This window comes from Ensifer sp. LC11 (assembly GCF_001695835.1).
Classification (GTDB): domain Bacteria; phylum Pseudomonadota; class Alphaproteobacteria; order Rhizobiales; family Rhizobiaceae; genus Ensifer.
Window position 1 is genome coordinate 24,194 of the sequence record NZ_MBSO01000020.1, and the last position, 24,515, is coordinate 48,708.

The 24,515-nt window shown below is 63.4% G+C and carries 23 protein-coding genes; 12 read left to right on the forward strand and 11 right to left on the reverse strand.

Annotated elements, in window-relative coordinates:
• From galE to BBX50_RS15260, 4 genes are read left to right on the forward strand one after another with little or no spacing between them, the layout of a single operon-like run.
• Complete coding sequence (galE, locus tag BBX50_RS15245; RefSeq protein WP_065776178.1) at positions 1 to 984, forward strand: UDP-glucose 4-epimerase GalE; 984 nt, start codon at positions 1 to 3, stop codon at positions 982 to 984.
• Positions 981 to 2,945, forward strand: coding sequence for a glycosyltransferase family 2 protein (locus BBX50_RS15250; RefSeq protein WP_065776179.1), 1,965 nt, complete (start codon positions 981 to 983; stop codon positions 2,943 to 2,945). Before galE ends, BBX50_RS15250 begins: the two co-directional genes overlap by 4 nt.
• A 50-nt stretch (positions 2,946 to 2,995) precedes the next feature.
• Positions 2,996 to 3,511 (forward strand): DUF995 domain-containing protein, encoded by a 516-nt coding sequence (locus BBX50_RS15255; protein WP_065776180.1) that lies wholly within the window; start codon positions 2,996 to 2,998, stop codon positions 3,509 to 3,511.
• A 23-nt stretch (positions 3,512 to 3,534) separates the two neighbouring features.
• A complete protein-coding gene (locus BBX50_RS15260; RefSeq protein WP_139108359.1) occupies positions 3,535 to 4,491 on the forward strand; it encodes a glycosyl hydrolase in 957 nt (318 codons plus the stop codon).
• 108 nt (positions 4,492 to 4,599) lie between these two features.
• Here the strand turns inward: BBX50_RS15260 and hppD are convergent, their stop codons facing one another.
• Positions 4,600 to 5,712: a 4-hydroxyphenylpyruvate dioxygenase gene (gene hppD, locus BBX50_RS15265; RefSeq protein WP_065776181.1), complete on the reverse strand. Its 1,113-nt coding sequence runs from the start codon at positions 5,710 to 5,712 to the stop codon at positions 4,600 to 4,602.
• A gap of 131 nt (positions 5,713 to 5,843) precedes the next feature.
• Between hppD and BBX50_RS15270 the strand changes: the two genes are divergently transcribed.
• Positions 5,844 to 6,323 carry an Lrp/AsnC family transcriptional regulator gene (locus BBX50_RS15270; protein ID WP_065776182.1) on the forward strand — a complete coding sequence of 160 codons (480 nt, stop codon included), beginning with the start codon at positions 5,844 to 5,846 and terminating at the stop codon, positions 6,321 to 6,323.
• A gap of 4 nt (positions 6,324 to 6,327) precedes the next feature.
• Here the strand turns inward: BBX50_RS15270 and BBX50_RS15275 are convergent, their stop codons facing one another.
• Positions 6,328 to 6,798: a MarR family transcriptional regulator gene (locus BBX50_RS15275; RefSeq protein ID WP_065776183.1), complete on the reverse strand. Its 471-nt coding sequence runs from the start codon at positions 6,796 to 6,798 to the stop codon at positions 6,328 to 6,330.
• 176 nt (positions 6,799 to 6,974) lie between these two features.
• On the opposite strand from BBX50_RS15275, the gene hmgA reads away from it, so the two are divergent.
• From hmgA to purU, 5 genes are all read left to right on the forward strand, one after another.
• Positions 6,975 to 8,342: a homogentisate 1,2-dioxygenase gene (gene hmgA / locus BBX50_RS15280; RefSeq protein WP_065776184.1), complete on the forward strand. Its 1,368-nt coding sequence runs from the start codon at positions 6,975 to 6,977 to the stop codon at positions 8,340 to 8,342.
• On the forward strand, positions 8,339 to 9,208 hold the full coding sequence (locus BBX50_RS15285; RefSeq protein WP_065776232.1) for an MBL fold metallo-hydrolase: 870 nt from the start codon (positions 8,339 to 8,341) through the stop codon (positions 9,206 to 9,208). The genes hmgA and BBX50_RS15285 overlap by 4 nt, the downstream gene beginning before the upstream one ends.
• A gap of 69 nt (positions 9,209 to 9,277) precedes the next feature.
• Positions 9,278 to 10,294: a fumarylacetoacetate hydrolase family protein gene (locus BBX50_RS15290; protein WP_065776185.1), complete on the forward strand. Its 1,017-nt coding sequence runs from the start codon at positions 9,278 to 9,280 to the stop codon at positions 10,292 to 10,294.
• A 27-nt stretch (positions 10,295 to 10,321) separates the two neighbouring features.
• Entirely contained in the window at positions 10,322 to 10,960 is a 639-nt protein-coding gene (maiA, locus tag BBX50_RS15295; RefSeq protein ID WP_083213695.1) for a maleylacetoacetate isomerase, read from the forward strand.
• A 190-nt stretch (positions 10,961 to 11,150) separates the two neighbouring features.
• Complete coding sequence (gene purU, locus BBX50_RS15300) at positions 11,151 to 12,035, forward strand: formyltetrahydrofolate deformylase (RefSeq protein ID WP_065776187.1); 885 nt, start codon at positions 11,151 to 11,153, stop codon at positions 12,033 to 12,035.
• Positions 12,036 to 12,153: 118 nt separating this feature from the next.
• Here purU and BBX50_RS15305 read toward each other — a convergent pair whose 3' ends face one another.
• The 6 genes from BBX50_RS15305 to BBX50_RS15330 form a co-directional block, all read right to left on the reverse strand.
• Entirely contained in the window at positions 12,154 to 13,335 is a 1,182-nt protein-coding gene (locus tag BBX50_RS15305) for an acetyl-CoA C-acyltransferase (protein WP_065776188.1), read from the reverse strand.
• Between the two features lie 127 nt (positions 13,336 to 13,462).
• On the reverse strand, positions 13,463 to 14,857 hold the full coding sequence (gene lpdA, locus BBX50_RS15310) for a dihydrolipoyl dehydrogenase (RefSeq protein WP_065776189.1): 1,395 nt from the start codon (positions 14,855 to 14,857) through the stop codon (positions 13,463 to 13,465).
• A gap of 7 nt (positions 14,858 to 14,864) precedes the next feature.
• Entirely contained in the window at positions 14,865 to 16,148 is a 1,284-nt protein-coding gene (locus BBX50_RS15315) for a dihydrolipoamide acetyltransferase family protein (protein WP_065776190.1), read from the reverse strand.
• Between the two features lies 1 nt (position 16,149).
• Complete coding sequence (locus tag BBX50_RS15320; RefSeq protein WP_065776191.1) at positions 16,150 to 17,163, reverse strand: alpha-ketoacid dehydrogenase subunit beta; 1,014 nt, start codon at positions 17,161 to 17,163, stop codon at positions 16,150 to 16,152.
• A gap of 1 nt (position 17,164) precedes the next feature.
• Complete coding sequence (locus BBX50_RS15325; RefSeq protein WP_065776192.1) at positions 17,165 to 18,397, reverse strand: 3-methyl-2-oxobutanoate dehydrogenase (2-methylpropanoyl-transferring) subunit alpha; 1,233 nt, start codon at positions 18,395 to 18,397, stop codon at positions 17,165 to 17,167.
• A 419-nt stretch (positions 18,398 to 18,816) separates the two neighbouring features.
• On the reverse strand, positions 18,817 to 20,148 hold the full coding sequence (locus BBX50_RS15330) for an FAD-binding oxidoreductase (protein WP_065776193.1): 1,332 nt from the start codon (positions 20,146 to 20,148) through the stop codon (positions 18,817 to 18,819).
• A gap of 182 nt (positions 20,149 to 20,330) precedes the next feature.
• On the opposite strand from BBX50_RS15330, the gene BBX50_RS15335 reads away from it, so the two are divergent.
• Positions 20,331 to 20,690 carry a winged helix-turn-helix domain-containing protein gene (locus BBX50_RS15335; RefSeq protein ID WP_065776233.1) on the forward strand — a complete coding sequence of 120 codons (360 nt, stop codon included), beginning with the start codon at positions 20,331 to 20,333 and terminating at the stop codon, positions 20,688 to 20,690.
• A gap of 112 nt (positions 20,691 to 20,802) precedes the next feature.
• Here BBX50_RS15335 and modC read toward each other — a convergent pair whose 3' ends face one another.
• From modC to modA, 3 genes are all read right to left on the reverse strand, one after another.
• Positions 20,803 to 21,876, reverse strand: a complete 1,074-nt coding sequence (modC, locus tag BBX50_RS15340) for a molybdenum ABC transporter ATP-binding protein (protein ID WP_065776194.1) — start codon at positions 21,874 to 21,876, stop codon at positions 20,803 to 20,805.
• A complete protein-coding gene (modB, locus tag BBX50_RS15345; protein ID WP_065776195.1) occupies positions 21,873 to 22,574 on the reverse strand; it encodes a molybdate ABC transporter permease subunit in 702 nt (233 codons plus the stop codon). Before modB ends, modC begins: the two co-directional genes overlap by 4 nt.
• A gap of 166 nt (positions 22,575 to 22,740) precedes the next feature.
• Complete coding sequence (gene modA / locus BBX50_RS15350; RefSeq protein WP_065776196.1) at positions 22,741 to 23,532, reverse strand: molybdate ABC transporter substrate-binding protein; 792 nt, start codon at positions 23,530 to 23,532, stop codon at positions 22,741 to 22,743.
• Positions 23,533 to 23,771: 239 nt separating this feature from the next.
• Here modA and ung point away from each other — a divergent pair, with 239 nt between their 5' ends.
• Positions 23,772 to 24,479: a uracil-DNA glycosylase gene (gene ung, locus BBX50_RS15355; protein ID WP_065776197.1), complete on the forward strand. Its 708-nt coding sequence runs from the start codon at positions 23,772 to 23,774 to the stop codon at positions 24,477 to 24,479.
• The last annotated feature ends 36 nt before the right edge of the window (positions 24,480 to 24,515 follow it).

Sequence of the window (24,515 nt, forward strand, 5' to 3'; positions counted from 1 at the left end):
ATGTCCCGCGTCGCACTCGTCACCGGCGGAGCCGGCTTCATAGGAAGTCATACCTGCAAGCGGCTGTCGCAGCAGGGCATTGTTCCCGTCGTCTACGACAATCTGTCGACGGGGCACCGGTCAAACGTGAAATGGGGACCCTTCGTGGAAGGGGAGATCGAGGACACGGAGCGACTGGCTGAGGCGATCCGGACCTTTTCGCCCGAATGTCTCATCCACTTTGCCGCGTCTGCCTATGTTGGTGAATCGGTCGAAGATCCGGGAAAATACTATCGCAACAATGTCGCGGGCAGCATCTCGCTTCTCGAAGCCTGCCGCGCGACCGGGATCGGACACATCGTCTTCTCCAGCTCCTGTGCCACCTACGGCGTGCCTCCGCGTCTGCCGATCACCGAGGATACGGCCCAAGTGCCGATCAATCCTTATGGGCGCACGAAGTTGATGATCGAACTGATGCTTGCCGACTATGCCCGCGCCTATGGCATACGGTCGGTGTCGCTACGCTATTTCAATGCCGCGGGCGCAGACCCGGAGGGTCAGCTCACCGAGCAGCACGATCCGGAAACCCATCTCATTCCCCGCGCCTTGATGGCGGCTGCCGGCCGGATCGACCGGCTTGATATCTTCGGCGACGACTATGCGACGCCGGATGGCACCTGCATCCGTGACTACATTCACGTGACCGATCTTGCCGACGCGCACGTCGCGGCGGTGAACTATCTGAGCGAAGGCGGCGAAGTTTTGCACGCCAATCTGGGGTCTGGTCATGGAACCTCGATACGAGAGGTTCTCTCGGCGATCGACCGGGTGACCGGACAGCGGGTTCCGGTGCAGATGCTGCCACGCCGGCCTGGCGATCCGCCGGTGCTCTTTGCCGACACGAATTGGGCGCGGCAAAAGCTGGGGTTTCGCCCGCTGCTCTCCGACATCGACACCATTATCGCGACCGCTGCGCCGGGCTTCGGGCTGGGGGTGCGCTCATGACCGGATCAACGACAACCGCTGGCCGCGATCGCAATGTCGACGTCACACGTGCCCGGCAAGTTCGGCCGCGGCTGACGGCCCTGTTCTCGGGGCGGCGGCAACTCCTTCATGGTCTGGGTGTTGCAGCGTGGTTTGCGGCTTTCCTTTATTTCTGGCGGTGGTGGCTCGATCCTGCCCATGTCGTGGCGTGGCCGTCCTATGTTCTCATCACGATCGTGATCGGTTGGATCACCCTGCTGCCGGTTTATTTCATCGTGATCTTTTCCGGTGCGAAGGTGGCGACAGCGCGCACGGGTCCGGTGCCGCAAGGTCGGATTGCCATGGTCGTGACGAAGGCTCCTTCCGAGCCCTTTGCCGTCGTGCGCAAGACATTGCTCGCCATGCTCGACCAGACCGGCTGCGAGTTCGATGTGTGGCTCGCCGACGAAGATCCGTCTCCCGAAACGGCTCAGTGGTGCGCGGTGCACGGGGTTCTGATTTCCACGCGAAAGGGCGTTGCCGACTACCATCGCTCGGCGTGGCCGCGCCGGACCCGCTGCAAGGAGGGGAACCTTGCTTACTTCTATGATCATTACGGCTACGAACGCTATGATTTCGTCGCCCAGTTCGACGCCGACCACGTGCCCGAAACCACCTATCTCGTCGAGATCCTGCGCCCGTTCAATGATCCGGCGGTCGGTTATGTTTCAGCGCCGAGCATTTGCGATGCCAACGCTGCGACAAGCTGGGCGGCGCGCGGGCGCCTCTACGCCGAGGCGAGCATGCATGGAGCGCTTCAGGCCGGCTACAACAATGGCTGGGCACCGCTGTGCATCGGCTCTCACTATGCGGTTCGGACCAAGGCTCTGAAGCAGATCGGCGGATTGGGGCCGGAACTGGCCGAAGATCACTCGACCACGCTGATCATGAACGCCCATGGATGGCGCGGAGTGCATGCACTGAACGCGATCGCCCATGGCGACGGACCCGCGAACTTTGCCGATCTCGCCGTTCAGGAGTTTCAGTGGGCACGCAGCCTGGTCACGATCCTGTTGACATATTCGCCGGTCTACGTGCCGCGCCTGTCGCCGCGGCTGCGCTTCCAGTTCCTGTTCTCGCAGCTTTGGTATCCGCTGTTTTCGTCCTTCATGGCGCTGATGTTCGTGATGCCGATCGTCGCGCTGTTCATGGGGCGCGCCTTCGTTGCGGTCAACTATCCCGATTTCCTGCTGCATTTTGCGCCGCTGTCGCTGGTGTTGGTCGTCCTTGCCTATTTCTGGCGTTCGACGGGCACTTTCCGACCCCATGACGCACGCGTTCTGAGCTGGGAAAGCACCTTGTTCCTGTTCGCGCGGTGGCCGTGGTCGTTGCTCGGTTGTCTCGCAGCGGTCCGTGATCGTTTTACGGGCTCGTTCGTCGACTTTCGCATCACGCCAAAGGGGAGCGGTGCTGCCCAGTCGTTGCCGCTCCGGGTGCTGATGCCCTACCTCGTTCTCTCCTTGACCTCGGCACTTGCGGCCTGGTTCATATCCGACGCCGGAACGGCGCGTGGGTTCTATGTCTTCTCCGGGATCAATGCCCTCATCTATGCGGGATTGGTGGCGGTGATCCACATCTGCCATGCGCGTGAAAACCGGCTGGCGCTGGTCCCGCGTTCAACGATGACGGCGGCAACGGCCGCTTGCCTGGTGCTGGTCTCAGTGTTGTCGGCCCAGTCGGCCGTGCGCCATGGCGCCGAAGCGACGGAGGCCCTCTCCCATGGCCTGGGCTTCGTCACTTTCACCGAGACCAAATACACCGTTGCCGGCGCCGGGCACGGCACAAATCTGAAGATCGTCCGCTTCCGCTTGAAGTGGAAAGGGTTTTCACAACCGTCCGACGACGGTCCGCGCGTTGAAGCCAATGCATCGAGTTTCGGTCAACCAGGGACAGGGGACGTGACGACGACCAGGAAGGTCGCCCGGTTACATGTGCCGTCATGACGACGGCGAGCAGTCGAGTTTGTAAGGTCTCCAACGCGAGGAGTAACGCAATGAAAGGGTCGTTGAAAGTCATTGTTCTGCCGCTGCTGCTGCCGCTTGCAGCCGCCGCGTTCTACATGGGTGCCCAACCCGTCAAGGCGAAGATGGAAATCAAGCCGACGCCACTGAGCGCCTATGAAGTCTATTCGCTCTATCGAAACAAGACATGGGAATGGTCGACCGGTGGCGCTCGCTTCACCGCGCACGATCGCAAGCTCGTCGCCTATGTCGATAAAGGCAAGGGCGATCGGTCGTTTGCCGAAGGCAACTGGTATGTCAGCGACCGCGGCATGATGTGCATGCAGGCCACCTGGACCACCTCTGCCGATGCGGGCAACGCCCGCAGCTGCTTCGGGCACGCCAGGATCGGTGACACCATCTATCAGCGGAAGGTGCCGAACGGGAAGTGGTACGTCTTCAGACATTCCAAGCCCCGCGCCGGTGATGAATACAACCGCTTTGTCGCCCACGACAACATCACGACAAAGGCACTACGGCTGAAGGAACAATTCCTTGCCAAAAAATAGATCTGCTGCCGCAGGAGGATGAAATGAAACGCAAATTGGCACTCGCCCTATGCACTGCCCTGGCTCTGCAGTTGGAGTTTGGAGGCGGCTTCGTATCGGTGTTGGCGCAGGAGCAAGCCAATCCTGCGGTGAATGCCGGTCAGATGATGATCGACAAGCGTCCCGTCATTCACCCGGGCGGAACGAAATTCGGCGCGTATGATCCGCACGGTGATTTCGGCGCCCAGAGCGATGTCTCGACGGAGGCTCTGTTCCTGCCCTGGGAAGACGTCGATCTCGCATCCCTGCGCACCGCTGACGAGTATGCGCTTCAGCGCGGTCGCAAACTGCTCATCACCATTGAGCCCTGGTCCTGGTCGCTTGATTGGAAGCTGACGCCGGCCCAGCTTCGCGACCGGATGCTCAGAGGCGAATATGATGCCAACATGGAGGCGATCGCCGACATGATCGCTGAGCTGAAGAGCCCCGTCATCGTGCGCTGGGGTCAGGAAATGGAGGACACCTCCGGGCGGTTCTCCTGGGCAGGCTGGGAACCCCAGGATTGGATCAAAGCCTACAAGCACGCGATGGACATCGTGCGCAAGAAGACGCCAAAGGTGCAGATCATGTGGTCGCCGAAGGGCTTGCCGAACCTTGATGACTACTATCCCGGTGACGACTATGTCGATCTCGTCGGTCTATCGGTCTTCGGGCTCGAGCCGTACGACAAGATCGAATACGGGGCGCCAAGGACGTTCACCGAGGCGCTGAAACCCGGCTACGATCTGGTAGCCAAGTACAACAAGCCGATCTGGGTGGCGGAACTCGGGTGGGAAGGCAGCCAGACCTATATGCAGCCCTGGATGGACACCGCGACGAAAGCGGATCCGCAGTTCCCGAATCTCACCGAAGTCGTCTACTTCAACGACCGTGACGTCATCGAGTGGCCACACGACCTTGGCCGGCCGAATTGGCGGGTGGTCAACGAGGCAACGAACTGAAGTCGCGATAGCGGCGAAGCCTCCGCCCACAAAAAAGCCCCTCGCTTGAAGGCGAGAGGCTCGAGTTTGAATAGCGCACAGCTATCGAGGTGCGACCGTCTGGCCGGATTATTCGGCCGCCTGCGGTCCCAGTTCGCCGCGACGGATCTGGTCGGCCTCGATCGATTCGAACAGCGCGCGGAAATTACCCTCGCCAAAGCCCTCGTCACCCTTGCGCTGGATGAATTCGAAGAAGATCGGGCCGATCACGGTCTTCGAGAAGATCTGCAGCAGGATCTTCGTCATGCCGCCGTTCACTACACCTTCACCGTCGATCAGGATGCCGTGTTTCTTCATCCGCTCGATCGGCTCGTCATGGCCGTGCACACGGTCGTGCGACATCTGGTAATAGGTTTCCGGCGGGCCCGGCATGAATTTCAGGCCGTTGTCGGCGAGCTTGTCGGTGGCATCATAGATGCCTTCAGTGCCGACGGCGATGTGCTGGATGCCTTCGCCCTTGTACTTGCGCAGATACTCCTCGATCTGGCTCGTATCGTCCTTGGACTCGTTCAAGGGAATTCGGATCTTGCCGCAGGGCGAGGTGATCGCACGGCTGACGAGGCCGGTAATACGGCCGTCAATGTCGAAGAAGTGGATCTGGGTGAAATTGAACAGTTCACGATAGAAGGCCCACCACTTGTCCATGTTGCCGCGATAGACGTTGTGGGTCAGGTGATCGAGATAGTAGAAGCCGACGCCCTCGGGCTTCGGATTGCGCTCGCCGGTCCATTCGAACTCGGCCTCATAGGCCGAGCCCTTGGCGCCGTAGGTTTCAACGAAATAGAGCAGTGAGCCGCCGATGCCGACGATTGCCGGAACGTCGAGACACTTGTCGTTGCCTTCATAGGGCACCGCGCCCTTTGAGACCGCATGGTCGAAGGCATGTTTGGCATCGACAACGCGCCAGGCCATGGACGGGGCGCAGGGGCCGTGCTCATCGACGAAGCGCATGGCATGCGAACCGGGCTCGGCGTTCAGGATGTAATTGATGTCGCCCTGCCGCCAGACGGTGATGTTCTTGCTTTTGTGCTTGGCAACCGGGCTGTAGCCCATGCGGGTAAAGAGCTCGGCGAGTTTTTCGGGCTCCGGATGGGCAAATTCGACGAATTCGAAGCCGTCTGTGCCGGCGGGGTTTTCAGCCGTGATCGTTGCCGGCGGGGCGTCATGTGGGAAGGGGCCCATCGGAAGTCTCCTCTTATTCTTCCAAACTTTGCTGGAGTATGACGCAAATCCCATGCATGATGCTTGTATTCTTGCGCGTTTTTGGCAGGATGCCGCACGAAACATGCAAAATACTGTATTAGGGTGCACGAATGGAGCAGCTTGACGGCTTCGATCTCAAGATTCTCAGCGAGTTGCAGCGCGACGGGCATCTGACCAACAATGAACTGTCCGAACGCATCGCGCTTTCGCCGTCGCAATGCTCGCGGCGACGTACCCGGCTCGAAGCGGAAGGCTACATCATCGGCTATCAGGCGCAGATCGACCGGCAGAAGCTCGGTCTCGACCTGATGGTGGTGATCTCGGTGACGCTCGCCACCCACAACCGCGACAATGCCAAGCGCTTCGGCAAGCTCGTCTCCAGCCTGCCGGAGGTGCTGGAGGCTTACGCACTGACCGGCGAGATGGACTACCACCTGCGGGTGGTAACCCCTGACCTCGCGGGCCTCTCGCGTTTCGTCAACGACGTGCTTTTGCCGCATGACAGCGTGCAGCACGTCAAGACCTCGATCGTTCTCGAAACGCTGAAAAGCTTCGAAGGCGTGCCGATTCCGGAGCGGATGAAAGGCTAAGTCTTCACGTGTCCCGTGCGGCGCGCCTCTCCAGCTTGCCGATGGCGCGCTCCACCGCTTGCAGGCCGACAGCCAACGCCTGCATTCCGGTCGGGCCGATCAGTGTGCCCAATTCGGCCTGATAGCTGGCTGCGAGTGCCGTCAGGTCGGCATAGGCGCGAGCGCCCGCCTTCGTCAGTTCCAAATGTTCGGAGCGGCGATCGCCTTCGTCTTCATTGCGGGTCAACCAGCGACGGTGCTCGAGCGCCGCGACCGCGCGGCTCACCTTGGTCTTGTGCATGGCCGAGTGGGCTCCCACCTCGGTTGCCGTCATCGGGCGACTGGTGCTGCCAAGGGCCGCGAGCGTGCGCCATTCCGGGCGCGTGAGCTGGTAGCGCACCTTGTATTGCGCGGCGAAGCGCAAGGCGACGAATTCCGCCGCGCGGTTCAAGCGGTAGGGCAGAAAGGCATTGAGCTCGAAGCCATCGGTGGCCATCGTGGTGTCCTTGATAGTTACAAAATCGATAGTTACGATTGCAACTAATATGCCGAAGGTGATGGTCTCGTCCACTCGGGATCGAGCCATTGCGGCGGTGTTTGGGATCGCGCCGGACCCTTTCTTCGGGTCGCTTCAAAGCTGGAGCCAGGTGCCCACGGGAGGAGGATCGAACCATGCTCGACAAGGCAGGCCAAAAGGCCGATGCAAAGGCAAAGGCAGGCGAAGCGCTCGGCTACATGCCCGGCTTCGGCAATGATTTCGAGACCGAAAGCCTGCCCGGCGCGCTGCCGCAGGGACAGAACAGCCCGCAGAAATGCGCCTATGGGCTCTATGCCGAGCAGCTGTCCGGCTCACCCTTCACCGCACCGCGCGGCACCAACGAGCGTTCCTGGCTCTACCGCATCCGCCCGAGCGTTCGCCATACGGGACGCTTCAGCAAGATCGACTACCCGCTCTGGAAGACGGCGCCGCATGTGGCCGAACACTCGCTGGCGCTCGGCCAGCTGCGCTGGAATCCGTTGCCGGTTCCGACGGAAAAGCTGAATTTCCTTGAGGGCATCCGCACGATGACGACGGCGGGCGACGCGCCGACGCAGACGGGCATGGCGGCGCATGCCTATGCCTTCAACGCCGACATGGTGGATGACTACTTCTTCAATGCCGACGGCGAGCTCTTGATCGTTCCGGAAATGGGCGCGATCCAGGTGTTCACGGAACTCGGCAGGATGGACGTCGAGCCCTCGGAAATCTGCATCGTGCCGCGCGGCACCATGTTCAAGGTGACGCGGCTTGGCGAGGAGAAGGTCTGGCGCGGCTACATCTGCGAAAACTACGGCGCCAAGTTCACGCTGCCCGACCGCGGCCCGATCGGCGCCAACTGCCTTGCCAATCCGCGTGACTTCAAGACACCGGTCGCTGCCTTCGAGGAGAAGGAGACGCCCTGCCGCGTGCATGTGAAGTGGTGCGGCGGTTTCCACGTGACCGAGATCGGCCATTCACCACTCGACGTGGTCGCCTGGCACGGCAACTACGCGCCGTATAAATACGACCTGAAGACCTACTCGCCTGTTGGCGCGATCCTGTTCGATCATCCGGACCCGTCGATCTTCACGGTGCTGACGGCACCTTCGGGCGAGGAAGGCACGGCGAATATCGATTTCGTCATCTTCCCGCCGCGCTGGCTGGTGGCCGAACACACCTTCCGGCCACCCTGGTACCACCGCAACATCATGAGCGAGTTCATGGGTCTGATCTACGGCCGCTATGACGCCAAGGAAGAGGGCTTCGTGCCCGGCGGCATGAGCCTGCACAACATGATGCTGGCGCACGGGCCGGACGCGTCGGGCTACGACAAGGCGACAAACAGTGAGTTGAAACCGGTGAAGCTCGACCATACGATGGCCTTCATGTTCGAGACCCGCTTCCCGCAGCAGCTGACCCGCTTCGCCGCCGAACTGGAGACGTTGCAGGACAACTACATCGACTGCTGGACGGATCTCAAGAAGCGGTTCAACGGAACGCCGGAAGGCGATTGGTCTTGAGTTCACGCCTCGTTTTGCTCGGCAGCAAGGGCGGTCCGGCGATCCGGCCGGGCGGTCCGTGGCCGACCTCGTCGCTGCTGCAACTTGGTGGCCGGACTGTTGTCGTCGATTGCGGTCTCGGCGTTACCCGCGGACTGACGGATGCCGGCGTGCCGCTGAAGGCGCTGGATCTCATCGTCATCACCCATCTGCATTCGGACCACCTGCTTGAGCTTGGGCCGCTCATTCATACCGCCTGGACGGCGGGGTTGGCGCACCCGGTGCGAGTCTTCGGTCCGGCCGGAACCCGCGCCTATTGGCAGGGCTTCCTTCAAGCGATGGCCTTCGACATCGACATTCGCATCGTCGACGAAGGCCGGCCGGATCTGCGCGCTCTTGTCGAGGTGATTGAGTTTTCTGAGGGGGAGGTCTTTTCCGACAACGGCCTGACACTCTCGGCCCTGCGTGTCGATCACCCGCCGGTGACCGACTGTTTCGCGCTGCGTTTCGACCACGCGGAAGGCTCCGTCGTCTTCTCCGCTGATACCGCCTACTTCCCGCCACTCGCAGATTTCGCGAGGGATGCCGGCATTCTGGTCCACGAGGCGATGCTCGCCGAAGGGGTCGACCGGCTGGTGGCGCGCACCGGCAACGGCGCGCGGCTGAAGGAGCATCTGCTTGCGAGCCACACATTCGCCGAACAGGCGGCCGCGATCGCGACAGCGGCCGGTGTCGGCCGACTGGTGTTGCATCACCTCATTCCCGCTGACGACCCTGAGATATCGCAAGCCGACTGGATCGCGGCCGCCCGCAAAAGCTGGGCAGGTGCCTTGACGATCGCCGCCGACGGCCTTGTTGTGAAGATTGCGGACGATTCGTCCGCGTAAAGCAATTCCGCGAAGGCCGCGAAGCGGTCTCCGGTCTGGAACAATGAGAAGATTGAGAGGGAGGACTGCATGAAACTGGCAACACTCAAGGACGGTTCGCGCGATGGAAAGCTCGTGGTCGTCTCCCGCGATCTTACTCGCTGCTCGGAGGTCGGGCACATCGCCCGCACGCTGCAGGCAGCACTCGATGATTGGGCGCATGCCGGTCCGCGACTTGCGCGCGTGGCCGATGGGATCGAGACCGGCTCGCAGCCGACGATCCGGTTCCACGAACACGACGCTCTGTCACCGTTGCCGCGCGCTTACCAATGGGCCGACGGTTCGGCTTATGTCAATCACGTCGAACTGGTTCGCAAGGCCCGCAACGCCGAGATGCCGGCGAGCTTCTGGACCGACCCGCTGATGTACCAGGGTGGTTCCGACAGCTTCATCGCGCCGCGGGATCCGATCCCGCTTGCCGACGAAAGCTTCGGTGTCGACATGGAGGGCGAGGTCGCCGTTGTTGTCGACGACGTGCCGATGGCAGCCACGATCGACGAGGCGCGCGCCGCGATCCGCCTGGTCATGCTCGTCAACGATGTGTCGCTGCGCGGGCTCATCCCGGCCGAGCTTGCCAAGGGTTTCGGCTTCTTCCAGTCGAAACCGTCTTCCGCCTTCTCGCCGGTTGCCGTTTCGCCCGATGAACTGGGTGACGCCTGGGACGGCGGCAAGCTGCATCTGCCGCTCTGCGTCGACCTCAACGGCAAGCCCTTCGGCCGCGCCAATGCCGGCATCGACATGACCTTCGATTTCGCGCAACTGGTGGCGCATGCGGCCAAGACCCGGCCGCTTTCCGCCGGCACGATCATCGGTTCAGGCACGGTCTCCAACAAGCTCGACGGCGGCCCGGGCAAGCCGGTCGCAGAAGGTGGCGCCGGCTATTCCTGCATCGCCGAACTCAGGATGATCGAAACGATCGTCGGCGGTGCGGCGAAGACGCATTTCCTGAGGGTTGGCGACGTGGTGCGCATCGAGATGAAGGACAAGGCCGGCCACTCGATCTTCGGTGCGATCGAACAGACGGTCGAGCATTACGGCAAGGCTTAAGCCGGCCAAATGACAGGGACTGCGGGTATGAGCGAGACCGTCCTCTACGACTACTGGCGTTCGTCCGCGAGCTATCGGGTGCGCATTGCGCTCAACAGCCTCGGCGAAAGCTATCGTTCGGTGCCGGTCGATCTGCTGGCCAAGGCGCACAAGGGGCCGGAGCATCTGGCGCGCAACCCGCAGGGCCTCGTGCCCGTTCTCGAGATCGATGGCGAGCGCTTCACGCAATCGCTCGCCATCATCGAATATCTCGCCGAAACGCGGAGCCATGCCGGCTTCCTGCCAACCGACCCGATCGGGCGGCAGCGAGTGCGCATGCTGTCCTACGCGATCGCCATGGACATCCACCCGACCTGCAATCTCGGCGTCGTTTCCTATGTCATGGCCAATGCCGAGGACGGCGAGGCGGCGCGGCGCAACTGGATGCGCAAGTTCATCGGCGAGGGACTTGCCGCCTTCGAACGGCTGCTCGATCATTCCGCGACCGGTCGGTTCTGCCATGGCGACAGCCCGACGATGGTAGATTTCTGCCTGGTGCCGCAGGTCTACAATGCCCGCCGCTGGGAGGTGGACCTCAGCGCCTGCCCGCGGCTCGTGGCGATCGATCAGAATTGTGCGGAGATCGAGGCTTTCGCCCGTGCGCACCCGGACCGCACGGCGCGCTAAGGTCGCGCGGCTCCGATCCGTTCTCCAAGCACCTTCGCGGCAAACCGCATCGTGCCGCCGGCCCGGTCTGGCCGGTTCCGTCAAGCGAATGTCGCGAATGGATCGACGGCGGGGGAAAGGCCGCGCTAGTTTTTGTCGGACTGGCCGTATAAGGGGGGCCGGAAAAACCTCTGGAGCGAGAGACCTACCGATGAAAAGCTATGTGCTGAACGTCAGCTGCAAGACCACCCGTGGCATCGTCGCCGCGATCACCGGCTATCTCGCCGAAAAGGGCTGTTACATCTCAGACAGTTCGCAGTTCGACGATCTCGAAACCGGCCTGTTCTTCATGCGGCTCACCTTCATCAGCCAGGAAGGCGCCAAGCTCGACGAGCTGAAGGCGGGCTTCGAAGCGGTCGTCAAGCGCTTCGACATGAATGCGGAGATCCGCGACAGCGAGGAGCGCATGAAGGTGCTCCTGATGGTGTCGCGTTTCGGCCATTGCCTCAACGACCTGCTCTATCGCTGGAAGATCGGCGCGCTGCCGATCGATATCGTCGGCGTCGTCTCCAACCACTTCGACTACCAGAAGGTCGTCGTCAACCACGACATTCCCTTCCACTGCATCAAGGTGACGAAGGAGAACAAGCCGAAAGCGGAAGCCCAGCTCCTGGAGCTCGTCGACCAGACCGGCGCCGAACTGATCGTGCTTGCCCGCTACATGCAGGTTCTGTCCGATGCGCTCTGCAAGAAGATGTCCGGCCGCATCATCAACATCCACCATTCCTTCCTGCCGTCGTTCAAGGGTGCCAATCCCTACAAGCAGGCCTATGAGCGCGGCGTGAAGCTGATTGGTGCCACGGCGCACTACGTCACCGCCGATCTCGATGAAGGTCCGATCATCGAGCAGGACATCGCCCGCATCACCCATGCCCAGAGCGCGGAAGACTATGTCTCGATCGGCCGTGACGTGGAGAGCCAGGTGCTGGCGCGCGCCGTGCACGCGCATATCCACAATCGCTGCTTCATCAACGGCAACCGCGTCGTGGTCTTCCCGCCGAGCCCGGGTTCCTATGCCTCCGAGCGCATGGGCTGAGGAGCGGGCGATCTGACCCGCACCTAACCCTCTCGCCGCCAATCGGGGAGAGGGGCGAGCGGTAAATCGACCGCTGAAAACGACAAGCGCCACCGGTTCGCCCGGTGGCGCTCTTATTTTATTGCAACAGTTCCAGCCCGACCGCCGTCGCCTCACCGCCGCCGATGCAGAGCGAGGCAATGCCGCGCTTGACGCCCTTGGCGCGCATGGCATGCAGAAGCGTCACGATGATGCGGGCGCCCGACGCGCCGATCGGGTGACCGAGCGCGCAGGCGCCTCCGTTGATGTTGACGATGTCGTCGGACAGCCCGAGGTCGCGGATTGCTGCCATCGCCACCACGGCGAAGGCCTCGTTGATTTCGTAGAGGTCGACGCTGCCCTTCTCCCAGGCGAGCTTGGCCATCAGTTTCTCGATCGCGCCGATCGGCGCGGTGGTGAACCAGGCCGGTTCCTGCGCATGGCCGGCATGTCCGGCGACGATGGCAAGGGGCGTCAGACCGCGCTTTTCCGCCTCGCTTGCGCGCATCAGGATCAACGCCGCAGCCCCGTCGGAGATCGACGAGGAATTGGCTGCCGTCACGCTGCCGCCATCACGGAAGGCGGCTTTCAGCTTCGGGATCTTTGCCGGATCCGATTTGGTCGGCTGTTCGTCGCGATCGAGATTGGCAGTCTGGCGCTTGCCGGCGCCGCTGATCGCCACGACTTCCTCGGCAAAGGAACCATCCTCGGCCGCCCGGTTGGCGCGCTCCAGCGAGCGCAGCGCGAAGGCGTCCTGATCGCTGCGCGAGAACTGGTAGTGTTCGGCCGTATCCTCGGCATAGGTGCCCATCAGCCGGCCGGAGTAGGCGTCTTCGAGGCCATCGAGGAACATGTGGTCCTTGACCTCACCATGCCCGAGGCGGAAGCCGCCGCGCGCCTTGGGCAATAGATAGGGGGCGTTGGTCATCGACTCCATGCCGCCGACCGCAAGCACCGAAGCGCTGCCTGACAGCAACGCATCATGGCCGAGCATCAGCGCCTTCATGCCGGAGCCGCAAACCTTGGAGACGGTCGTTGAGGGCGTTTCCTTGCCGAGGCCCGCGCCAAGAGCTGCCTGGCGCGCCGGGTTCTGGCCGATGCCTGCCGGTAGTACGTTGCCCATCAGCACCTCGTCGACAGCTTCGAGCCCGGCGCGACCCAGTGCTGCCTTCAGCGCGATGGCGCCGATTTCCGGCGCGGTCAAATCCCTGAGGCTGCCCTGAAAGGCGCCCATCGGGGTGCGTGCCGCCGAAACGATGACGATCGGATCAGTTCTGCTCATGTCTTTTCTCCCATACGGCAAAAGGCGAGTTTTGAAGCGGTCGAGCGCCGCTTGGGTCCTTCTCCCCGCGTGGCGGGGAGAAGGTGGCCGGCAGGCCGGATGAGGGGCCAGTTTACAACGCGCGGCGTCAGATATGCAGTGCGTGCCCCAGCGCCTTCAGCGCCGATTCCTGGAAAGCCTCGGACTGGGTCGGATGCGCATGGATCGTGCCGGCGATGTCTTCGAGGCGTGCGCCCATTTCGATCGCCAGGCTGAAGCTTGCCGAGAGTTCCGAGACGCCGTGGCCGACCGCCTGGATGCCGAGCACCAGATGGTTGTCGGCGCGGGCGACGACGCGCACGAATCCGTCTTCGGCAAGCGTCGTCATGGCGCGGCCGTTCGCCTGGAACGGGAACTGACCGATCTTGACCTCGATGCCGTTGGCACGCGCCTCGTCGGGCGAGAGCCCTGATGTGACGATCTCCGGGTCGGTAAAGCAGACGGCCGGAATGCAGCGCTTGTCCCAGCTGCGCTTGTGGCCGGCGACGATCTCCGCCACCATTTCGCCTTGCGCCATGGCACGGTGCGCCAGCATCGGCTCACCGGTGACGTCGCCGATCGCGTAGATGCCGCGCATCGAGGTGCGGCACTGGTCGTCGATGCGGATGAAGCGGCCAGTGCGGTCAAGGTCGATCTCTTCCAGCCCGAAACCTTCGGTCACCGGCTTGCGACCGACGGTGACGAGCACCTTGTCGGCGGCAACGTCGATGGCGCGGCCATTGTGCTCGGCTTGCAGGCTGCCGGTCTCGGCCGAGTAGCTCTTGGCAACCGTCTGAGTGAAGACCTCGATACCGAGTTCGCCGAGGCGCTTGGCGATCGGCTTGGAAAGATCGGCATCATATTGCGGCAGGATGCGGGGCTGCGCTTCGAGCACGGTGACATGGCTGCCGAACTTGGCAAAGGCAGTGCCGAGCTCAAGCCCGATATAGCCGCCGCCGATCACGGCGAGGCTCTTCGGCACGCTCTTCAGCGAGAGCGCCTCGGTCGATGAAATGATCGGCCCGCCAAAGGGCAGGTCCGGCAGTTCGACCGGCGCGGACCCGGTGGCAATCACGATTGCCTCGGCACGGATGCGCTGCACTCCGGTTTCGGTCTCGACATCGACCGTTTTGCCGTCAACGAAACGGGCGATGCCGATCACGGCCTTGACGCCCGCCTTCTTCAACAGCCCCGTGACGCCGCTGTTCAGGCGGCCGACGATGCCGTCCTTCCAGGCGATGGTGCGGGCAAGGTCGATTGACGGGTTGGCGAGCGACAGGCCGAGCGGGCTGCGGCCGGAGGCGGCCGCACGCAACTTGTGAAACTCCTCGGCGGCATGGATCAGTGCCTTGGAGGGAATGCAGCCAACATTGAGGCAGGTGCCGCCGGCCTTGGCCTTCTCGACGATGACCGTGTCGAGGCCGAGCTGGCCGGCACGGATCGCGCAAATGTAACCGCCGGGGCCGGAGCCGATCACGAGCAGCTTGCAGGAAATTTCCTTCATGATCGCCTCAGGCCTCCACGAAAATAAGCGCCGGCGTTTCGAGCAGGGTCTTTAGCCGCTGCACGAAGACGGCTGCATCCCAGCCGTCGATGACGCGGTGATCGAAGCTCGAGGACAGATTCATGATCTTGCGCGGCACGAACTGCGTGCCGTCCCAGACCGGGCGGACGGCGAGCTTGTTGACGCCGACGATCGCCACTTCCGGATGGTTGATGACCGGGGTGGAGGCGATGCCGCCGAGCGCGCCGAGCGACGAGATGGTGATCGTCGAGCCGGTGAGCTCGTCACGGGTGGCGGTGCCGGTGCGTGCGGCTTCCGCCAGACGATTGAGTTCGTTGGCGCAATCCCAAATGCCGCGCGCCTCCGCATGGCGCACGACCGGAACGGTGAGGCCGGCTGGCGTCTGGGTGGCGATGCCGATATGGACGGCGTGATGGCGGTGGATGATGCCGGGGCCGTCGTCGAAGATTGCGTTGACTGCCGGCTGCTGGGCGATCGTGCGCACGAGCGCGCGCATCAGATAGGGCAGGATCGTCAGCTTCGGCTGGTCGGGCTTGCGGTCGCGGTTCATGGTGGCGCGCAGGTCTTCGAGCGCCGTCATGTCAACCTCTTCCACATAGGTGATGTGGGGAATGCGCGAGGTCGAAAGCGACATCTTCTCGGCGATGCGGCGGCGAAGGCCGGTCACCTTGATTTCGTCGACGGCGGTCTTGCGCTGCAGGCCGGCAGGCGCCAGCGCCGGCTGGGCGCCGCGGGCAATGAACTGGTCGAGATCGTCATGGGTGATGCGGCCGGCCGGACCGGAGCCTGACACCTGGCGCAGATCGACGCCGCTTTCCTTGGCGCGCAGGCGCACGGCGGGTGATGCCAGCGCCTTTTCCAGCCGCTCGCCCGCTGGCTGAACGCCGTTTACCACCGGTGCCTTCGCCTCGACCTTGGCCGGCTGAGCAGGCTTGGCGACCGGCGCGGGCGCTTCGGCCTTTACGGCGGGTTTTTCTTCCGTCTTGGCGGCCGGCTTGTCGTCCGCCGGAGCCGCTGCTTCCCCTTCGCCGGCAATCTCAATGCGAACGAGCGGGGCCTTCACGGCGATGGTGTCGCCCACTTCGGCGCCGAGCCACAGCACGGTGCCCGTCACGGGCGAGGGGATTTCGACGGTTGCCTTGTCGGTCATCACGGCGGCGAGCACCATGTCCTCGCGCACGGGATCTCCCGGCTTCACATGCCATTCGACGAGTTCGGCCTCGGCCACGCCTTCGCCGACATCGGGCATCTTGATTACGAATTCGCCCATCTCAGGCCTCCATCACTTCGACGAGCGCGCGTCCGAGACGCGCGGGGCCGGGGAAATAGTCCCATTCCTGGGCGTGCGGGTAGGGCGTGTCCCAGCCGGCGACGCGTACGACGGGCGCTTCGAGATGGTAGAAACAATGCTCCTGCACGAGGGCCGCAACTTCGCCACCGAAGCCTGACGTGAGCGTTGCCTCATGCACGACAACGCAGCGGCCGGTCTTTTCCACTGACTTGACGATGGTGTCGAGGTCGAGCGGCAGCAGGCTGCGCAGATCGATGACTTCAGCGTCGATGCCGGTCTCCTCGGCCGCCGCAAGCGCCACATGCACCATGGTGCCATAGGCGACGACGGTGACGGCGGAGCCCTGGCGGCGGACTTCCGCCTTGCCGATCGGGATCGTGTAGTGGCCTTCCGGCACTTCGCCGAGATCGTGTTTCGACCAGGGAATGACCGGCCGGTCGTGATGGCCGTCGAAGGGGCCGTTGTAGAGCCGCTTCGGCTCCAGGAACATCACCGGGTCCGGATCCTCGATCGAGGCGATCAACAGGCCCTTGGCGTCATAGGGATTGGAGGGCACCACCACCTTCAGGCCGCAGACATGGGTGAAGAGCGCTTCCGGGCTCTGGCTGTGCGTCTGGCCGCCAAAGATGCCGCCGCCGGTTGGCATGCGCAGCACGATCGGGCAGGTGAAATCGCCGTTGGAGCGGTAGCGGATGCGGGCCGCTTCCTGGGTGATCTGGTCGTAGGCCGGGTACATGTAGTCTGCGAACTGGATCTCGACGCAGGGCTTCAGACCGTAGGCCGCCATGCCGATCGCGGTGCCGACGATGCCGCTTTCGCTGATCGGCGCGTCGAAACAGCGGGTCTTGCCGTATTTCGCCTGGAGCCCTTGCGTGCAGCGGAAGACACCGCCGAAGTAGCCAACGTCCTCGCCGAAGACGACGACATTGTCGTCGCGCTCCATGGAGACGTCCATGGCGCTGCGCACGGCTTCGATCATTGTCATTCTGGCCATATCAGTATCCTGCCTTCTGCCGCTGGCGGCGAATGTGCGGCGGCATCTCGGCATAGACGCCTTCGAAAATATCGCGCACCGAGGGTTTGCCGCCGGCATGCAGCGTGCCGTGGCCTTCGGCCTGTTTCTGCGCCTGGATCACTTCGTCGAGGATCTCGGCCTCCGCCTGGGCATGGCGTTCTTCCGACCAGGCGCCGCGCAGAATCAGGTGCTTCTTCAGCCTCAGGACCGGATCGCCGAGCGGCCAGGCCTCCGATTCCGTCTTCGGGCGATAGGCGCTCGGATCGTCGGAGGTCGAATGGGCGCCGACGCGATAGGTGACGTATTCGATCAGCGTCGGGCCGAGGTTGCGGCGTGCGCGTTCGGCCGCCCATTTGGCGACGGCGTAGACGGCGAGATAGTCGTTGCCGTCGACGCGCAGCGCCGGGATGCCGAAGCCGAGGCCGCGGGCGGCAAAGGTGCCGGAGCCGCCGCGCGCAATGCCCTGGAAGGTGGAGATCGCCCACTGATTGTTGACGATGTTGAGGATGACCGGCGCCTTGTAGGTGGAGGCAAAGACCAGCGCCGAGTGGAAGTCCGACTCCGCCGTCGAGCCGTCGCCGATCCAGGCGGCGGCGATCTTGGTGTCGCGCTTGATCGCCGACGCCATCGCCCAGCCGACCGCCTGCACATATTGCGTGGCGAGGTTGCCGGAGATGGTGAAGAAGCCATGCTCCTTGGAGGAATACATGATCGGCAGCTGCCGGCCGCGCAACGGGTCGCTCTCGTTCGAGAAGATCTGGTTCATCATCTCGACCATGGGATAGCCGTCGGCGATCAGGAGCCCCGCCTGGCGATAGGTCGGGAAATTCATGTCGCCCTTTACCAGCGCCCGGCGGAAGGCGCAGCTGACCGCTTCCTCGCCCAGATGCTGCATGTAGAAGGACGTCTTGCCTTGCCGCTGCGCCATGACCATGCGCGCATCGAAGGTGCGCAGCGTCATCATGTGGCGAAGCCCGGCGAGAAGTTCGTCGTCAGAAAGCAGTCCGGCCCAGGGGCCGACCGCTTCGCCATCGCGGTTCAAGACGCGGATGATCGAATAGGCGAGGTCGCGGATCTCTTCGGACGCAACATCGACCTCCGGCCGCGGCACGGAGCCGGCTTTCGCGATCTTGACGTTGGAGAAATCCGGTTGGCCTCCGGGCCGAACCGCCGGTTCGGGGACATGCAGGCTAAGTCGATCGAGATCGCTCATGCGGTTTCCGGCCTCCTCCGGAGTGCGCAGCGCACCAAATCAAGATCGGTTCCAGTTGAACCGATCTTCATTTCTGTTCTCACGCATTTCCGGACGCAAAACCGCTGCGCACTTTTGCCGGAAATGCTCTGGATCGGGAAAACGATCGGACTGACTATGCGAAGACGTACGCTTCGACCCCATAAGGCTCCTCTGCCTGAGGTCTGCGTACACTCCTCCTGAAGCCCCGCTCTCCCGACGGGAATGCCCACAGACTGCCACGAGTTCCGGGGCTTATGAAGGTTTTTCAGTGGCTCGGAGCGGGCTGAAGTAAAGAAAGATAGAATCCTGCCGGGAGCGCGCCCACGCGTTGTGCCGCGCGTGGTCTCGCCGGTCGCCGCTTGAAATTTTCTTTCGCGGCCATTCTCCGGCGGCGGCGATCAAACCGGCGGAGCAAGCGTGATCGGCGTTCCGTCGAGGAAACGGGAGAGGCGGAACGGAGCAGGGTCGACGATCGGCTGTGCTCCGGTCACGAGATCGGCGACGAGATGGCCGGCGCCGGGTCCGATGCCGAAACCGTGGCCAGAAAATCCGGTCGCGATGATGAGGCCCGGAACGCCTTCCGCCGACGAAATCACCGGTACGGCGTCGGGCGTCACGTCGATCAGGCCGGCCCAGATCTGCTGCACCTTGGTCTCGCGCAGGAACGGGAAAGCCTTTGCGGCGGCGTCGAGAGCATGCAAGGCGCGGCGGGAATCCGGATTGGGATCGAGCATGCGGTGACGCTCGAATGCGCCGGGCCGATCGAGCGGGACGGCGCCTATTTCGAACAGTTCGTTCCAGCTCTGAGCGCTGATACCAACCTGCACGGCCTCGCCTTCAGCCTTTCGCGCCGGTTGGAAATCGCGGAAGAAGGCGAAACTGTCGGGCACGATCGCATGCAGGTTGGCGGCGCCATCGGCAATCGTGTAGCCGCCGTCGAGGCGCTTGCGATAGGCGTAGGTCGCGGTTGCGCCGGCGCCCTCCGGGCCGCCCGAGACCGGGCCGGTTCTGAGCACCGTGTTGCGCACTTTCAGCTGAGGCAGCCGGATTCCAAGACCCTTGAGAAACAGGCGCGACCAGGCGCCGCCGGCAACGACGACCGTGGATGTCTCGATCCGGCCTTTCTCGGTCACAACGGCGCAGATGCGACCACTCGCCCGCTCGACGCCGCGCACGGCGCAGCCGGTCAGGATGCGGGCACCGGCGCGGCGGGCGCCCGCGACGATCGCTGGCACTGCCTTCTGCGGTTCGGCCCGCCCATCGCTTGGGGTAAAAAGCGCACCTTCATAGCGAAGGACAGCACCCGGCATCGCCGCAGCGGTCGCGTCGGCGCCAATCTGCCGGCTGTCGACGCCATAGGGTTTCGCCATGGCGAGCCAGGCGTCGCGATTGGCGACGTCACGTTCGTTTTCGGAGATGTAGAGAATGCCGCTGCGGCGAAAACCGGTCTCGCCACTGACGCGGGCGTCAAGCGTGTCCCAGATTCTCAGTGCCTCGATTGCGAGCGGGATCTCGCGCTCGTCCCGGCCCATGACCCGCACCCAGCCCCAGTTGCGGCTCGACTGTTCTGCTCCGGGCATACCTTTTTCGCAGAGCACGACATCGATGCCACGTTCGGCGAGGAAAAGGGCGGTGCTGACGCCGATAATGCCGCCACCAACGATGACGACATCGGCCTTCGCGGGCAGGCTGGTATCGGTTGCGGTCGGGTCGAGCGTTGGGCCGGGCATGGGGGAAGCGCTTTCGGATGGGTGTTGCGCCATCGGTGCATGCCGAAGCCCGGAGATCAAGACCCGTTATTTGACCTTTCGTTTGCGGAGGATGGTGCGTCGGCGACCTCGCACGGGAAACTCCGCAGGCTCGATGCCGGGCGGACTTTCGGTTTTCTTCGCAAGGTCTTATGCTCGCTGGCATGAGTGAGAGCCGTCCCGATCTTCGACCCGTCCTTCGCATCGATTTTCCTCCCGCCGACCGGCTCGGTCGCGGCAAGATCATGCTGCTCGAACTGATCCGCGAGACCGGCTCGATCTCGGCCGCCGGCCGGGCGATGGACATGTCCTATCGCCGCGCCTGGCTGCTGGTCGATGCGCTGAACCGGATGTTCCACGAGCCTTCGGTCGAATCGCAACGCGGCGGCAAGCAGGGTGGCGGGGCCCTGGTGACTCCCTTTGGCGAGACGCTGATCCGTCGCTACCGGGAGATGGAGGAGAAGGCGAAAGCCGCAATCGCCGACGATCTCGCCTGGCTCGAAAGCGTTCGCGGCGCGGGCTGAACTCCCACATTGATCTAGAGCATCCCGCTCTCAAGTGGATCCACCCGAGGCGGAAAGATGCTCTAGAATCAAAGTGCTAGAGCGTCCTTGCTGCGTATGAACGCACGGCGCTCTAATGATCGATCGCCACCGACTTGATGATGGCATAGACCGCCTTGCCGGGAACAAGCGCAAGTGCATCGCGCGAGAAGCGAGTGATGCGGGCGGCGATGGTCGCACCGCCGCAAGACACGCGGACATCGACGCTGCCGTCCTCTTCGCTGGTCAGGGCGAAGATGTTTCCTTCGAGCACGTTGAGGGCGCTGATACCTTCCGGTCGGCTCGTCGCCAGCATCACGTCACGCGCAGCGATGTGCAGACGGAGCGTAGCTCCCGGCGTCGCGCTGACATTCGCTATGCGCAGCCGCTCCTCACCGACCCGAACCGTCGTCAGCTCGTGGGCCGCATCGGTTCCTTCGACCACGCCTTCGAGCACGACGCCGGCTTCACGCCGGCCGGTGGCAAGCATGGCGGCCGGTGCGCTCAGGACTTCGGCGGCAGCGCCCGATGCAGTCACCCGACCGTTTTCAAGAACGACCACACGCTTTGCCAGGCGGGCAACCTCGCCAACCGAGTGGCTGACATAGACAATCGGGATGCCGGCATCGTCGCGCAGCCGTTCGAGATAGGGCAAGATCTCGGCCTTGCGGGCGTCGTCGAGAGCGGCAAGCGGTTCGTCCATCAAAAGCAGGCGCGGTGCCGCCAGCAGGGCGCGGCCGATCGCGACGCGCTGCCGCTCGCCACCGGAAAGCGCCGAGGGGTTGCGCTCGAGCAGGTGGCCGATGCCGAGCATGTCGACGACGCGGGCAAAGTCGCCACCCGAACCGCTCTTGCCCGAGAACCAGCGGCCATAGGCAAGGTTGCGGCGCACGCTCAAATGCGGGAAAAGCCGCGCTTCCTGGAAGACATAGCCGAAGCGGCGGCGATGCACGGGCGTGAAGATCCGGCGTTCGCTGTCGGCGATGACGTCGCCGTCAAGCAGCACGCGGCCGCTCTCCGGCTTCATGAGGCCTGCGATGATGTTGATCAGCGAGGTCTTGCCCGAGCCGGAGCGGCCGAACAGTGCCGTGACGCCGCCGTCCGAAGTGAAGGCGGCGTCGAGCGCGAAATTGCCGAGCCGGTGGCGAGCTTCGACGGTGAGGCTCATTGGGCCGCCACCCGGCGGGCGGCGAATGTCGCCAGCAGTTCGGAGAAGATGAGTGCGGCCATGGAAATGATGATCGAAATGATCGTCAACCGCATGGCGCCGGCATCACCGCCGGGCACCTGGGTGAAGGTGTAGATTGCCGAGGATATGGTTTGCGTCTCGCCGGGAATGTTGGAGACGAAGGTGATGGTTGCGCCGAACTCGCCCATCGCCTTGGCAAAGGCGATGATCATGCCGGCGATGATGCCGGGGATGATCAGCGGCAGGGTGACGGTGACAAAGACCCAGAGCGGGCTGGCGCCGAGCGTGGTTGCCGCGTCCTCGAGCTTGCGGTCGACCGCATCGATCGACAGGCGGATGCTGCGCACCATCAGCGGAAAGGCCATGACGGCGCAGGCAAGGGCAGCACCGGTCCAGCGGAAGGAGAAGACCAGGCCGAAATAGTCGGCGAAAAAGGCGCCGAGCGGGCCGCGGCGACCAAAGAGCAGGAGCAGCAGAAAGCCGGTAACGACGGGCGGCAGGATCAGCGGCAGATGAACGAGACCGTTCAGCAGCATCTTGCCAAAGAAGCGCCCGCGGGCAAGCAGCATGGCGACGGCGAGCGCGAAGGGCAGGCTGCAGATCATCGCGACGGTCGCGACGCGCAGGCTCAAAAGGATCGCCGTCCATTCCGCATCGCTCACTGCAAGCCAGTCCAACAGATGCCGCTCCCCGATACGTGGCCGGTGGAATGTAGCTGTCCGCCTGCATCCGCCGCTGCCTCTGACATTGCGTCGCCCGCGTTTGGGCGCGGGCGACGCGGTTGTGACGATAGATGCTTCGCCTGCCTCTGGACAGCCGCGATCCACCGTCTTTTCAGGTCGCTTACTTCAGCACAGTGAAGCCCTGCTTTTCGAACAGCGCTGCTGCCTTCGCCGACTTGACGAACTCGACATAGGCAGCGGCTTCCGGGCTCTTGCTCTCGGCCGTGAGCGCGATCGGATAGACGATCGGCGGGTGGCTGTCTTCCGGGAAGGTGCCGACGACCTTCACGCCGGGATCGGCTGCGGCGTCGGTCTGGTAGACGATGCCATAGGGCGCTTCACCACGCGAAACGAGGAGGAGGGCTGCGCGAACGCTTTCAGCGCCGGCGACCTTGGGTTCGACGGCCTTCCACGCACCGAGCTTTTCGAGTGCGGCCTTGCCGTATTTGCCGGCCGGAACGGAATCGACGGCCCCCATCGCGAGACGGCCGTCACCCAGGATCGCTGCCAGGTCGAAGCCCTGCTCGATATCGACCGGGGTGGCATCCGCCTTGCCGGAAACGAGCACGATGCGGTTGCCGAGCAGGTTTGCGCGGGTGTCGTCTTTGATCAGCTTCTTCTCGGCGAGGTAGTCCATCCAGGCAAGATCGGCGGAGATGAAGACATCGGCCGGGGCACCCTGTTCGACCTGCTTGGCGAGTGCGGAGCTTGCCGCGTAGGAAACGGTTGTTTCCTTGCCGCTTTCCTTCTGCCATTCGGCATTGATCGCATCGAGCGCGTTCTTGAGGCTCGCGGCCGCAAAGACCGTTACCTTCTCTTCGGCCTGCGCGGACGCCGGCATGACAGTGCTGCCGGCCCAGGCGAGGCCGAGCGCCAGCACCAGGCCCTTCAGCCAGTCTCTTCTCTTGATCATCAATTTCCCTCCAACGAAGCGTGATATCTCTTAGGATACAACGATATCGTTTCCTGATTACCGTTGTATCCATTGAAATACAATGCTCTTGCGAACGCCTAGTGCCACAGCCTGCGTGCACCGCGGCGGCTGACACAAAAGCCGTGCACCATCGGCCGGTTGGCGGCGATAGGGCTTGCGATGGCGGTCGGGCGGCATAAATTGCAGGCCTCGATGCCAAGAGATGGACCGGAGGCGCAATGGAAACGGCGGTGAAGCTTGAAGAGAGCTGGAAGGCAGCGCTGGCGCCGGAGTTTTCCAGCGCCTATATGGCCGACCTCAAGCAGTTCCTGCTGGTCCAGAAAAACGAAGGCCGGCAGATTTTCCCGCGCGGGCCCGAGTATTTTCGCGCGCTCGATCTGACGCCGCTCGACAAGGTGCGCGTGGTCATTCTCGGCCAGGACCCCTATCACGGCGATGGCCAGGCGCACGGGCTCTGCTTCAGCGTGCGGCCGGGTGTCAGGACGCCGCCCTCGCTCGTCAACATCTACAAGGAACTGAACACCGACCTCGGCATTCCGCCCGCGCGGCACGGTTTTCTCGAGAGCTGGGCAAAACAGGGTGTGCTTCTGTTGAACAGTGTTTTGACGGTTGAGCGCGGGAATGCGGCGTCGCATCAGGGGCGCGGCTGGGAACGCTTCACCGACGCCATCGTCCGCGCGGTCAACGAGGCCGATCATCCCGTCGTCTTCATGCTCTGGGGTTCCTATGCCCAGAAGAAGGCGGCCTTCGTCGACCGCTCGCGTCATCTGGTGCTGCGCGCACCGCATCCTTCGCCCTTGTCGGCCCATTCCGGCTTTCTCGGCTGCCGGCATTTCTCCCAGGCCAATGCCTTCCTCGAGAGCAAGGGCTACGATCCGATCGACTGGCGGCTGCCGGAAAATCCTGCTGCGACTGAGACCAACTGAAGCTGGGTTGGCGCTGCTGGCGGGCTCGCTGTCGCG